Annotated in this window: 10 protein-coding genes; 3 read left to right on the top strand and 7 right to left on the bottom strand. The window is 60.9% G+C overall.

Going from position 1 to position 13,089, the window contains the following annotated elements; all coding sequences use genetic code 11:
- Position 1: 1 nt before the first annotated feature.
- The 7 genes from GYM47_RS06945 to GYM47_RS06915 form a co-directional block, all read right to left on the bottom strand.
- Positions 2-739: an anti-sigma factor gene (locus GYM47_RS06945; protein ID WP_153843962.1), complete on the bottom strand. Its 738-nt coding sequence runs from the start codon at positions 737-739 to the stop codon at positions 2-4.
- Positions 736-1,359, bottom strand: a complete 624-nt coding sequence (locus tag GYM47_RS06940; protein ID WP_231125666.1) for a sigma-70 family RNA polymerase sigma factor — start codon at positions 1,357-1,359, stop codon at positions 736-738. The genes GYM47_RS06945 and GYM47_RS06940 overlap by 4 nt, the downstream gene beginning before the upstream one ends.
- 124 nt (positions 1,360-1,483) lie before the next feature.
- A complete protein-coding gene (locus GYM47_RS06935; protein ID WP_153843961.1) occupies positions 1,484-2,008 on the bottom strand; it encodes a DUF3455 domain-containing protein in 525 nt (174 codons plus the stop codon).
- A 114-nt stretch (positions 2,009-2,122) separates the two neighbouring features.
- Positions 2,123-3,238 carry a sn-glycerol-3-phosphate ABC transporter ATP-binding protein UgpC gene (gene ugpC / locus GYM47_RS06930; protein ID WP_153843960.1) on the bottom strand — a complete coding sequence of 372 codons (1,116 nt, stop codon included), beginning with the start codon at positions 3,236-3,238 and terminating at the stop codon, positions 2,123-2,125.
- Positions 3,226-4,905: an alpha-amylase family glycosyl hydrolase gene (locus GYM47_RS06925; protein WP_153843959.1), complete on the bottom strand. Its 1,680-nt coding sequence runs from the start codon at positions 4,903-4,905 to the stop codon at positions 3,226-3,228. Before GYM47_RS06925 ends, ugpC begins: the two co-directional genes overlap by 13 nt.
- 147 nt (positions 4,906-5,052) lie before the next feature.
- On the bottom strand, positions 5,053-7,758 hold the full coding sequence (gene malT, locus GYM47_RS06920) for an HTH-type transcriptional regulator MalT (RefSeq protein ID WP_153843958.1): 2,706 nt from the start codon (positions 7,756-7,758) through the stop codon (positions 5,053-5,055).
- Positions 7,759-7,916: 158 nt separating this feature from the next.
- A complete protein-coding gene (locus tag GYM47_RS06915; RefSeq protein ID WP_139528484.1) occupies positions 7,917-9,452 on the bottom strand; it encodes a carbohydrate porin in 1,536 nt (511 codons plus the stop codon).
- Between the two features lie 469 nt (positions 9,453-9,921).
- On the opposite strand from GYM47_RS06915, the gene GYM47_RS06910 reads away from it, so the two are divergent.
- The 3 genes from GYM47_RS06910 to GYM47_RS06900 are packed head-to-tail and all read left to right on the top strand — an operon-like array spanning position 9,922 to position 13,042.
- Positions 9,922-11,193, top strand: a complete 1,272-nt coding sequence (locus GYM47_RS06910; RefSeq protein WP_139528483.1) for an ABC transporter substrate-binding protein — start codon at positions 9,922-9,924, stop codon at positions 11,191-11,193.
- A gap of 14 nt (positions 11,194-11,207) precedes the next feature.
- Positions 11,208-12,200 carry a carbohydrate ABC transporter permease gene (locus tag GYM47_RS06905; protein WP_139528482.1) on the top strand — a complete coding sequence of 331 codons (993 nt, stop codon included), beginning with the start codon at positions 11,208-11,210 and terminating at the stop codon, positions 12,198-12,200.
- On the top strand, positions 12,200-13,042 hold the full coding sequence (locus GYM47_RS06900) for a carbohydrate ABC transporter permease (protein ID WP_139528481.1): 843 nt from the start codon (positions 12,200-12,202) through the stop codon (positions 13,040-13,042). The genes GYM47_RS06905 and GYM47_RS06900 overlap by 1 nt, the downstream gene beginning before the upstream one ends.
- Positions 13,043-13,089: the final 47 nt, after the last annotated feature.

Raw genomic sequence — 13,089 nt, 5'->3', positions numbered from 1 at the left:
GTTAGATTTCGACCGCGCGGCCAATGAACTCAATCGGGCCGGTGGGCAGCCCGGTGGGCGAGCCGGTGTCATCTTCCAGCGTCAGCTCGAATAGCTGGTTATCTTCCAGCGGCGGCAGCTGATCCAACCGCAGGCGCAGCGGCTGCCCTGGCTCGACGAGCCCCAGCGAGACGGGCGCTTGCCAATCATCGGCTTTGGTCCAGAACTCCAGCGCTTTGCCCTCCGGTACCTCGAAGGTGCCCAAAGGAATCAGCTGGATCTCCTGGCGGTTGGCGGCTTGTACCACCCACCCTGCCGACTGGGTCTGCGGTGCGAGCAGGACCACCATGTACTCTGGCGTTGCGGGTGCGGTAGGGACGTTGGTCAGCAACACGCCCATGGCCAGCGCAGCCGCTAATCCTGCCCCTGCCACCCCTCGCCAAAACGGCAGGCTCTGCATCAAGCGGCGGCGTGGTGCATCCGGCCTGGGAGCGCGTGTGGGCACGGATGACGGGGCATGGGTAGCGGATGCTTTGAGACTGCGCTCGATGCGCGGCCAGAGATAATCGGAGGGCGTGACCGGCTCCACCATCGCGGTGTAGGGGAAAAAGCGCTCTTCCCATGCCGCCACCGCTTTTTGCAGCTCAGGGTCGTTGGCTAAACGCGCCTCAAAGGCTTCACGCTCGGCCATGGGCAGCGTGCCTAGCACGTACTCCCCGGCCAGGGCATGAAGGTCATCGGGTTCGTTCGAAGGGCTCATGCCATACACTCCCGTAAGCGAAGCAGGCTGCGCTTGATCCAGGCTTTGACCGTACCTAGCGGCGCGCCCGTGTGCGCCGCAATTTCTGCGTGGCTCAAGCCATCCACATAGGCATGCAGCACGCAGTTACGACGTTCGGTTTCCAACTGCTGCAGGCACTCGTCCATCCGCTGGCCGGTTTGCCAATCGAAGGCGTCCGTCACTTGCGACGCCTGCTGGAAGGTATCGTCGTCATCGAGTTCGTGGGGGTCGTTCAGGTCGACGCTCACTTCGCGGTCACGGCCGCGGATGGCATTCAGCGCCAAGTGGCGGGCAATGCTGAAGATCCAAGTACGAGCCGCCCCTTTTTGCGGGTCGAAGCTGTCCGCGCGCTGCCAAATGTTCAGGCAGGCATCGTGAACGATATCTTCTGCCATGCCTCGATCCTTCACGATGCGCAGCACGACACCCAGCAGCTTGGCGCCTTCCTGTTGATAGAGCCGTTGCAGCGCTGCGTGCTCCCCCCGGGCACAGCGGGCGAGCGCATCAGCGTAATCGAATTCTTGAGCGGGCCTTACGTGGCCGTTATCGGTGCTAATGGTGTTAGCCTTACCTGTTTCAGGCATGTCACGTTCAGACACATCTTCGCTCCCTGGTAACGCGCCGCATCGGTCGTCGCACTGCCAGGAGCATAACGGCTAGGGAGCCTGGTGACGAGTCCCTAGCCTTACGAAGCTTAATAAAAGTGAGTCAGTGTTGGAACGCTTAGTTCGCGGTCCAGAAGATGTAGTCGGCTTGATAGGTGACGACCGCAGTGGCGCCGTCGTGGCCCTCGTCGCAGGCAACGTCAGGGGCAACGCCACCTTGGGTGTTCAAGCGCTGGATGTAGCTCACGCCGCTCATTGCGCCTTCGCCTTCCGCCGGGTTGGCTTCGACGAGCTGCAGCGGAATGTTGCCATCGCCATTCGGCGCCACGGCTAGCTGAGTGCCGGTAATTTTAGAACCGTCCAGGGCTTCCCAAGTGGCGGGCGGGCCGTAGTAGCTGCCGACCTGGGTGCCTTCGCTGTCGTTCAGTGCAGCGTGTGGGCCTTTAAATACCCAGCCCATGGTGCCGTCGTCCTTGGCTTCACACATGTAGGTAATCGCACCCACGCCGACGGTTTCGAGAGCGACGGTGTTGCCGTCCGGTACTTGGACGTCGGCGGGGGGCATGTCCGCCAACGCGGCGTGACTGAAGGTTGCAATCAAGGTAGCGGCGAGCGTCGCACGCGTCATGTGTTGGATGGTCATTTCAGTCTCCTTGGGGTTTTGTTCAACCGCTTTGAGTAGCGGCTGTATAGGGGATACACACAAGGAGACCGATTGGATGCACTCTTTTTGAAAAAAAGTTTGTGTGTTTAAAAATTAACGGCTCACCCCATCCACCGTGACCTGGCGCGGACAGGCATTACCGTCGGCATCGAACAGGTGGCAGCGCTGGCCAGCGATTCCCAAGCGCGAAACTTGGCCCTCTTCCAGCCGTGTCAGGCCATCCAGCCGCTGGGTCACGGGGGTATCGATGCCCGCCAACTGCCAGTGGGCGAGGGTTTCATAGCCCAGCTTTTCGGCCACCATCAGCGTGGCGCTCAAGGCGGCGTCGGCTTGCTCGGGCGCCACGAAGTCTTCGGCACGCAGTCCCAGGGTGGCCCTATCGCCTGCCTGAAGCTGATGACCGTTGACCGCCACCGCCAGCGTTTCACCGCTATGCAGGCGCACCACGGTCTGACGCTCGCCGGGGTCGACCACCGTTACCGGCAGCGTATTGATCCGCGGCGAGCCGATGAACTCGGCGACTTCCAGGGTGGTAGGAAAGTGATACAGCGACAGCGGCGCGCCTACCTGGGCAATACGTCCTTTCGAGAGCAGCACGATACGGTCGGCCAGGGTCATCGCCTCCACCTGATCGTGGGTGACGTAGATCATGGTGGCGTTCAGGCGCTTGTGCAGCGCGGCGATCTGTACCCGCATATCCACGCGCAGCGCGGCATCCAGATTGGAGAGCGGCTCGTCGAACAGAAACACGGCAGGCTCTTTGACCAGGGTGCGGCCAATGGCCACCCGCTGGCGCTGGCCGCCGGAGAGGTCTTTGGGCTTGCGCTCCAGAAGCTCGGTGAGATGCAGCATCTCGGCGGCGTGCTCCACGCGGCGGCGAATTTCTGCTTTGTCGGTACGCGCCAGCTTCAAGCCAAAGGCCATGTTCTCCGCCACGCTCATGTGCGGGTAGAGCGCGTAGGATTGGAACACCATGCCGATGTCCCGCTCCTGGGGCGGTATCTCGTTGATCCGCTGGCCATCGAGCTGCATATCCCCGGTGGTGATGTCTTCCAAGCCTGCAATCATGCGGAGTAGCGTGGATTTACCGCAGCCGGAGGGGCCCACGAAAACGACGAACTCGCCGTCTTCGATGGTGAGGTCGATATCCCGTGAGATTTCAATACCATCGAAAGACTTACCGATGCCGCTAAACGTCAAACGTCCCATGGTGCTTCCTCCTGAGTGTGCGGGCAGCGGGCAATCGCCACCCCAAACGGCGGCAGTGTCAGCGTACCTGCCTGCCACTCGCCGTTTAGCCACTTAGGTGCATCCCCCAGTGCTTCAGCGCCCTCGGGAGCCGAGCGGGTCACGGTTTGATCGCTAAAGTTCAGCGCCACCAGCAGGCGAGTTTGCTGATGGGTGCGCTCCAAACAGAGCACCTCGTCGCGTACCGGATGGTAATCCACGTCGCCTTTCACCAGCGCAGGCTGCGTGCGGCGGAAGGCTAAAAACGCGCGGTAGGCATTGAGCAGCGAATCGGCATCCTGCTCTTGCTGGTCCACCGCCAAACTTGCGTGGGAATCGGGCACCGGCAGCCAGGGAGTAGCGCTGCTAAAGCCCGCATGGCGGGCGTCCGCCTGCCAGGGGTGCGGGGTGCGGCAGCCATCGCGACCTTTATAAGCAGGCCAGAAGGTGATGCCCGCCGGATCGACGAGCTGCTCGAACGTCAGCTCCGCCTCGGGCAGGCCCAGCTCTTCGCCCTGATAGAGGCATACGCTGCCCCGCTGGCTGAACAGGAACACCAAATAGAGGCGCAGCTTATCGAGCTGCCCTTCCGCCTGCCAGCGGGTTGCCAGCCGCGTTACGTCGTGGTTTCCCAGCGCCCAGCAGGGCCAGCCATCGCCAATGCGCGCTTCCATTTCGGTGAGCGTTTCGTGCAAGTAGCCAGGGTCGGCTTTATCGGTCAGCAGGTTGAACGAATAGCACATGTGCAGGCGCTTGCCGCCCTGGGAGTACTCCGCCATCACGCCGAGCGCATCGTCGTCACCCACTTCACCTACGCTCGTGGTGCCGGGGTACTCATCCAGCAGCGCCCGCAGCCGCTCCAGAAACACCAGATTTTCCGGCTGGGTTTTGTCGTATTGGTGGAGCTGATAGCCGTAGGGGTTGTCGGGGCGAACGCCCAGGAAGCTCTCGGTAACTTCCTGGCGCGGCGGGTTGTCTTTTAACTCGCCGTGGGTGCAGAAGTTCACCGCATCCAGCCGGAAGCCATCCACGCCGCGCTCCAACCAGAAGCGCACCTCTTCCAGCATGGCGTCGACCACCGCAGGGGTGCGGAAGTTAAGATCCGGCTGGCTGGCCAAGAAGTTATGCAGGTAGTACTGGCAGCGGCGGGTATCCCACTGCCAGGCGCTGCCGCCGAATACCGACTGCCAGTTGGTGGGCGGCGCGCCGTCGGGTTTGGGATCGGCCCATACGTACCAGTCGGCTTTGGGGTTGTCGCGGCTTTGGCGGCTCTCTTCGAACCACACGTGCTGGTCGGAGGTGTGGGACATCACCTGATCGATCGTCACTTTCAGCCCCCGCGCGTGGGCCGCTTCGACCAGGCGGTCGAAGTCTTCCAGCGTGCCGAACATGGGGTCGACATCGCGGTAGTTGCTGATGTCGTAGCCGAAATCTTTCATCGGCGAGGTAAAAAACGGCGACAGCCAAATCGCATCGACGTTTAATGAAGCGATGTAGTCGAGCTTGTCGATCACCCCTTTCAAATCGCCAATGCCGTCGCCGTGACTGTCCATAAAGCTACGCGGGTAGATTTGGTAAATCACCGCGCCGCGCCACCAGTCGGCTCCTTGGCTGCCAACGTAGTGAGAAGTAGAAGGTGTCTGCATCATGGTCCTTATCCTTGTTATTACCGACGGTGTCTCAAATCGTTGAGTCATCACCTATGGCTGGCATGATGCAGGCTACGCCGCTTGATAGAATCCTCCCCCACTGGACGCATCAGGCGTAGGCGTGGGGAGGAGTGGTCACACGGCGCCTCACTCCCCCTGAATATGCGCCATGAGTTGCCCTGCCAGCGCAATGGCTTCGTCTCGGCGGCGAATGTTCTGCTTTTGGTAAAGGCTGCGGATATGGGTCTTGATGGTCGTCGGCGCCACCGAGAGCTGTTCGGCAATCTGCTCATTGGAGAGCCCGGCGTGGATCAACCCCAGGATTTGCCATTCGCGTCGGGTGAGCGGCGAGGTGCGAATCAGCTCCGGCACGTCAGGTCTTGCGACGATATCCGCGATCACCGTTTCGTCCAATATCAAGCGTCGGGCGCTTCCAAAGTCTTTCTGCTGACCCGCCAGCGCCAGCAGCCGCTCTGCCCTCGCCTGCTCCAAGGCTGATAGCGTGCCGTCCGTCAATAAGCCCGACAGCAGATCTCCCAGCGGTTTGCCCATGCGCAAAAAGCTGCCTATCAACGCCGTGCGAGACGCCAAACTGAGCGCTTGATGCATATGGTGCCGGGCTTGCTCCTCCTGGCCAGCCGACCACGCAGCGGCCGCGAGGCAGAGCTGGTTGCGGTTGGCATCGGTGACCAGCCCAAGTCTTTGAGTATGGACTTCGAGTGCTTCCAGCAGCGCGCGGGCCTCATCAAAGCGGCCCAGCAGCGTAAGCGCCCGAGCGTGATTGCGTACGTTGCATTGGGCAAAGTGGTTGGTGGCCCCTTCGGTGATGGGCGCGGGCGCTTCCTGACGCCAGCGCTCCACAGCGTCGAGGTCTTGCGTGGAGTGCCACCAGGCCAGCAGCGTGGCGTGGGCATTGGCGACCCAGTCGATATGGTAATCGCCTTCGGCCAGGATTTTACGCAGCCGCCGAATATGGTCAGCGCACTGAGCCTGATCGCCACGGCTCTGGGCAATTTTGGCCAGTTGAATGTGGCACTGCAGCGTCCAGCGCTCGCCCTGGTTGTCGAGCACGGCAATGCCTTTGAGCGCGGCCTGCTCGGCTTCATCCAGGCGGTGCCACTCCCAAAGCACCTGGCTGCGAATCCGGTAGAGAAACTCCGCCACGGGCAGGTGCTCGAGCTCTGCCCGCTCCAGAAGGGCAAAAGCGCGCTCTTGAATATCGTAAGCGGCCTGCAAGCGCCCCTGGGCCACCAGCGTTTCCGACTGATGGCAGAATGACCACAGCAGTAGCTGGTGATCCTCTCGCTGGCGTGCCAGACGCTCCACCTCGCGCACCCGTTGCAGCGACTCGTCCAGATAGCCCAGCACGAAACGCGCCTCGCTCAAGATGGCGGTCGCGGTCAGCGGGGTGGAGGCTAAATAGCGGGCGGGCACGGCCAGCGCCTGTTCAGCGAGCGGCGCAGCGCGCTCGGCGTTGCCCTGATTGATCGCTAATTGGGCGCGCAGGGTGGCAAACTCGGCCGTCAGCCGCTGCCACTCTGGGGCCTCCAGCTGCGCTTCGATCCATTGGATGACTCGTGCGGTGATATCGAACTGGAACTGCGCATGGGAGACCCAGCCGTAGAGCAGCGCCAGCTCTGGGCGTGTCGAGATTTGCGGCTCCCCCAGCAGCCCAAGCCCTTGAGCCAGCAGCGCGTAGGCCCCGCTGGCCAACAGCGCTGGCCCTTGCGCGACCAGTAGACTGGCCACCTCCTCGGGCGATTCCGCCAAAATGGCTTGGCGCAACGCCATGATCGGGTCGTTGAGTGCCAGCCAGGCTTGGCTGGCCCGCTGGTGCAGGGTGCGCTGGGTGGCCAAGCTAAGCTCGTGGCGGCGGTGGCGCAGGTACTCCCCGAACAGCCGTTGAAAGCGGTACCACTGGGCGTGGGGGTCGGGCCGCTCGATGAATAGCCCCGCTTGCTCGAAGGCATCGAGCCGCTGGGTAAGCCGCTCGCCCTCCAGCAGGCGCGCCATCAATTCAGGTGAGAAGCGCTCCAGCACACCGAGCTGCAGTAGTAGCTCTCGCTCCTCAGGGGGCAGCGCCTCGGCCAGCCGTTCATCGAACCAGGCCACAAAATCGGGATGACCGCCGTTTAGCCGCTCGACCAGCGCATCGAATCCGGCGCGAGTCGTCGTACGCTCCACCAGCCAGTTCAGGGCCATCACCCAGCCGCCGCTGCGGCGCAGCGCCCGCTCCAGGCTCACCCGAGTAGGCGGAAAACTGAGCTGCTCGGCGCAGAGGGTTTGCGCCTCTTCGCTATCGAAGGCCAGGGCGCTTAGATCGATCTCTTCGAGTTCGCCCCGCAGCCGCAGGCTGGCAAGGCCCAGCGCAGGCCGGGAGCGACTGGCTAGGGTCAGGGTCAGCCAGGGCGGCTGATGACGCAGCCAGTGGGCAAGCCCCGCCAGAATATCGGGGTGCGTCAGGTGCTCGAACTCATCCACGACCAGCCGACAAGCCGTCCGCTGCTTCGGCAGCTCGCCCAGCCAGCGCTCTAGCTGCTCCACGCAGTCCGCCGCCTCAGACAAAGGCGACAGCGGCGCATCCTCACGTAACAGCGTATCGATGGCGGCTTGCCAGTAGCGTAAAAAGCGCTCGGGCCGATTGTCGCGCTGGTCCAGGCGCAGCCAAGCGGCGTCTTGCTCCAGGGCGGGTAGGCGTTCTGCCAGTAGCGTGGTCTTTCCGTAGCCCGACGGGGCTTGAACGAGAAGCAGGCGCACGCGCTCGTTCAATGCAAAGGCATCATTGAGGCGCGGCCTTGCCACGACGCCCAGTGGCAACGTCGGTGCGGTAAGCTTTTCTTGTAGCAGCGGCATGGCCCTCTCCTATGTGTCTACCAACGTCCTCGTCTATGACTTAGGCTACTTATTTGGACAATAAAAAGCCCGCGACGAGTCGCGGGCAACCGGCATGGGCAGATGGCGCTCATGCCGCCATGAGATCGAAAGCAGTCTTGCTAGCGAGCGGTACTCCCCTAGAACCATACTTCGGTTTGGACACCGAAGGTGAACTCACCACCTGTGAAGCCGTCGCTGCCCAGCGAGCTGGCACCGTAGCTATTCAGGCTCTCATCCCAGTCGCTGTAGGTGGTGAACAGACGGATTTCAGGACGCTTCCAGAACCCGCCCACTTCCGGCTTGAAGGTCGGGGCGATAGTGAACTTCATGTAGTCGCCGTCCACCGCATTGCGGCCGCTGTAACCCTGCGGTTCGAAGTCCATCCACTGGTAGCTGGCTTCGTACTGCATTTCGAAGTTTTGGTTGATTTCGTTCGCCAGGCGAACGTTCAGCGTGGCCCAATCATAGCTATCGCCACTAGCAAAACGGTCGTCGCTGGTTTCCGCCAGGATGGCCGGCGCAATGCGCCACTGCGGGGCAATGTAGGTCGTGCCGTAGAGGGCAAGGCGCGTTGCGCTGGCATCATCGGTCAAGTCGCCGTTGCTACCCAAGCCTTTCACCTCGGCACCCAGGCCTTGGCCGTGCAGTACGGCGGCCTTGAAGTTACCGTCGCCCAACCCAAAGAAGCTATCACCGTGGTAGGCCACCATGGTGTGCCAACCGGTATCGGCAGCGGTTTGGCCGACGCCGATGTCGCGCTCGTCGTTATCGGCAGCGGACATGCCGTTGACCATCACCTGCCAGTTACCGAAGTAGTTGTTGGAGGTCAGGACAAGGTTGTCGGTATCGCTGTTTTCGCCGTCCAAACCGGGGTTTTCACGGTTGACGACCGGGAAGTCGCTGAAGCTGCGACCATAGAGCGAGAAGTTGGTTTTCCAGTTCTCCGCCAGCTGCACGTCGTACACACCACCACCGGTACCGGCGAGAAAGACCACGTCGCTGTCAAGCCAGTGAATGTCGAAGTTATTGCGATCGAAGCGCTTACCCGCCCAGATCGAGGCGTTCTCGAAGGCCCCTGTAAAGCTCGGCAAATCGCTGAACTCTGCGTACACCTGACGCACGTTCAGGTTGGTGTCATCGCCCACCCAGTCGTTGCTGGAGTTGGTGCCATGGGCCAGCATGGTGGTGTAGCGGGCTTTGGCGCCGTTATCGAACTGCATGCGGTAGTTCAGGATCGCTTCAGAGTAGGTGTCCGGCTCGTTGCCCAAACGCCCCACCGCCCCACCGTTACCACCGGCGGGCGTTAGGTACGGGCCACCCGGTGCACTTTTGCCATCTTCACCAATCAGCAGGCCAGATCGGGCGTAAACGTTAAACGAAAAGCCCTCTTCGCCGCTGGCCTGGCGTTCGACGCGGGCCAGGCGCTCTTCGATATCGGCATTGGTAGTCGCCGCAGCCGGGGCGCTGGATGCAGGCGCGGTTCCGCGACCTTGCTCGGCTAGCTCGGCGCGGCGCTCGGCCGCTTCAGCTCGCTGCTCAGCGGCTGCAATGCGTGCTTCCAGCTCGGCAAAGCGCTCTTCCAAGGTCATGTCAGCATTGGCGGCACCGCAAAGACCGAAGCTGGCAGCGGCGACGGCAATGGCTAAAGGTGTTTTGAACGTCATTTTATGCATTGTTTTTCAACCCTAGTGTTAAATCCTATTGTTTTTTATCCCGAACGCCCGAACCGTTTGGCTCCCTACTTTTTGATCACCGGCCCCAAAACCGGTGTAAAAAAAGCCAGCGTTTCAGTGCTGCCACCCGTGTCGTTACTTCGACTCGCCGAAGCCTGTGCCCAACAACGCGACAAGGTGATTGACCCAACGTGTTGCAAAGCAACTTTCGTGTTGTGTGAAGATAGAGTGACAGTTGAAACTTAATCGATTAAGAGCACGTAAACCAACAAGCTTTTACTAATTATCGACCAATGTCTAAAAGGTTATTTATCTTAGAGAAATTGAATTGACATAGATTAGACAAAAGTCGCTATTGAACTTCACGACGACAGACGGCTAACTGGCAGCGTACTTAATCGTTTAAGTAGGCGCTATGAGCGCATTGATACCCCATCACCCACAACAATAAACGCCGAGGAACGCCGTAATGAAAAAGACACTACTCACTTCAGCTATTGCTTTGGCCAGTCTTGCCAGTGCCACCGGGTCTGCCCAGGCGGCCGAACTGACGATCTCCTGTGGTGCAGTTGGCGCAGAGTTGACCCTTTGCCAAGAAGGCGTACGCGCCTGGGAAGAGAAAACCGGCCACAGCGTCGATGTGGTTTCAACGCCCAACTCGTCTACTGAGCGCCTGTCTCTCTATCAACAAATTCTCTCCGCTAACTCCAGCGATATCGATGTGATGCAGATCGACGTGGTATGGCCCGGTCTGCTAGCCAACCACCTGCTCGACCTGCGCGAAGTACTGGGTGAAGACGCCGCAGTCGGTCACTTCGACACCATCGTGACCAATAACACCATCGATGACCGCCTGGTCGCCATGCCCTGGTTTACCGATGCGGGTGTTCTTTACTACCGCGAAGACCTGCTGGAAAAGCATGGCCACGAGGTGCCCACCACGTGGCAAGAGATGACGGAGATCGCGCGCGATATTCAAAACGCCGAGCGTGAAGCGGGCAACGACCGTATGCAAGGCTTCGTGTTCCAAGGCCGCGCCTACGAAGGCCTGACCGTCAACGCCCTCGAGTGGGTTGCCAGCTTTGGCGGCGGCACCGTGGTCGATAACGAAGGCGAAGTGACCATCAACAACGAGCGCGCTGCCCAAGCGCTGGATCTGGCCGCCTCTTGGATTGGCGACATCTCCCCGGAAGGCGTGCTGAACTACACCGAAGAGGAAGCACGGGGTGTTTTCCAGGGCGGCAATGCCGTCTTCATGCGCAACTGGCCCTACGCGTGGTCACTGGCCCAGAGTGACGATAGCGACGTGCGCGGCAAAGTAGGCGTCGTGCAGCTGCCTGCCGGCGGTGAAGAGGGCCAGAGCGCCGCGGGCCTGGGCGGCTGGAACCTGGCCGTGTCGCGCTACAGCGAGCATCCTGAGATCGCCGCTGACCTGGTGGCGTATCTGACCGGTGAAGAAGAGCAAAAGCGCCGCGCCATTCAGGCTTCTTACAACCCGACGATCGATTCGCTCTACCAAGACCAGGAAGTGCTGGATGCCGTGCCCTTCTTCGGCACGCTTTACGATACGTTCACCAACGCGGTGGCCCGCCCCTCTGCCCCCACGGGCGATGCCTATGGCCGTGTCAGCAACGCGTTCTTCAGCACCTCTCATGACGTGCTGTCCGGCACCAAAGATGGCGCTCAAGCCGTCGCCGACCTTGAAGGCGAATTGCTGCGCCTGAAGCGTCGCAACTGGTAAACGCGGAGACACCTATGTCGAGCTCTTCTCACCACTCTCACCAAAACGCGCCCCTCGGGGCGCGTTCCGCCACGCCAGCGCGGCGGCAACGGGGTACCAAGGTCCGCCGCCAACGCGTCAAGGCGGCGTGGCTGTTCTTAGCCCCCATGCTGATTGCCCTCACGCTGGTGGCGGGCTGGCCGTTACTACGTACGTTTTTCCTGAGTTTTACCGATGCGTCGCTCTCCGATTTGGGCTCGGCGAATCTGATCGGTTTCGAAAACTACCTGGTCTACGACAACGGCCGCTGGTTTGGCGTGCTGGCGGACCCAGTGTGGTGGCAGTCCGTGTGGAACACGGTTTACTTCTCGGTGGTGTCGGTATCGCTGGAAGTCGTTTTCGGCGTCATCGTCGCACTGATTTTGAACGCAGAATTCAAAGGCCGCGTGATCGTTCGGGCGGCCGTGCTGATTCCCTGGGCCATTCCTACCATCGTGTCGGCTCAGATGTGGGCGTGGATGCTCAACGACCAGTTCGGCATCATCAACCACCTGCTGATGATGGTCGGTATTATTGATAACCCCATCGCTTGGACCGCGAGCGCCACCTACTCCATGTGGGCGGTGATCATGGTCGACGTGTGGAAAACGATTCCCTTCGTGGCTCTGTTGGTCCTGGCCGCGCTGCAGATGCTGCCCAAAGATTGCTACGAAGCCGCCGAGGTGGATGGCATTCATCCGGTGCGCGTGTTCTTCAAGGTCACGCTACCGCTGATTACCCCGGCGCTGATGGTGGCGGTCATCTTCCGCCTGCTGGATGCCCTGCGGGTCTTCGACGTGATCTACGTGTTGACCTCCAACTCCACCAGCACGATGTCGATGTCGGTCTACGCGCGCCAGCAGCTCGTCGAGTTTCAGGACGTCGGCTACGGCAGCGCCGCATCCACGCTGCTGTTCTTGATCATCGCGCTGGCCACCGTGGCTTATCTCTACCTTGGCCGCAAACAGATTCAATTGGGAGGTGACTGATGAACAGCCGTCAGTTAGCCAAAGTAGCGAAACGCGTCGGGTTCTGGGCACTGATTGCCGTCATCATGGTGTACGCGGTCTTCCCGTTCTACTACGCCGTCATTACCTCGGTAAAACCCTCCAGCGACCTGTTCCGCGTGGAGCTATGGCCCTCGACCTGGAATCTGGACAACTACGCACAGATCTTTAGCCAATCGAGCTTCGTGAGGGCGATCTTCAACTCGATCATCGTCGCGTTCAGCGTGGTATTCATCGCGCTGCTGCTAGGCATCACCGCTTCTTACGCGCTGGGTCGGGTACGCTTTCGCGGCCGCTCCACCGTGCTGCTGGTCATTCTCGGCGTGTCGATGTTCCCTCAAGTGGCCGTTCTCTCTGGGCTGTTCGAAGTGATTCGCGCGCTGAACCTCTACAACAACCCGGCAGGCCTCATTCTCAGCTACACCATCTTTACCCTGCCCTTTACGGTGTGGGTGCTCACCACCTTCATGAAGCAACTCCCCATGGAGCTGGAAGAGGCGGCGATCATGGATGGGGCAACGCCCTGGGTGACCATCACCAAGGTATTTCTGCCGCTGATGTGGCCCGCCATGGCGACCACGGGCCTGCTCGCATTCATCGCCGCCTGGAACGAGTTTCTGTTCGCACTGACCTTCACACTGACCGATGCGCAGCGCACGGTGCCGGTTGCGATTGCCCTTCTGTCAGGCGGTAGTGCCTACGAACTGCCCTGGGGGCCGATCATGGCAGCCTCCGTCGTGGTCACCGTACCGCTGGTGATTCTGGTCATCATTTTCCAGCGCCGCATCGTGTCCGGCCTGACCGCGGGTGCCGTGAAGGGCTAACCGCCTTCACACCATGGTCCCATGAATTCGCTGATCAAACTCAGCAA

This window comes from Vreelandella piezotolerans, assembly GCF_012427705.1.
Classification (GTDB): Bacteria; Pseudomonadota; Gammaproteobacteria; order Pseudomonadales; family Halomonadaceae; genus Vreelandella; species Vreelandella piezotolerans.
This window is presented reverse-complemented; position numbering and strand designations above follow the sequence as displayed.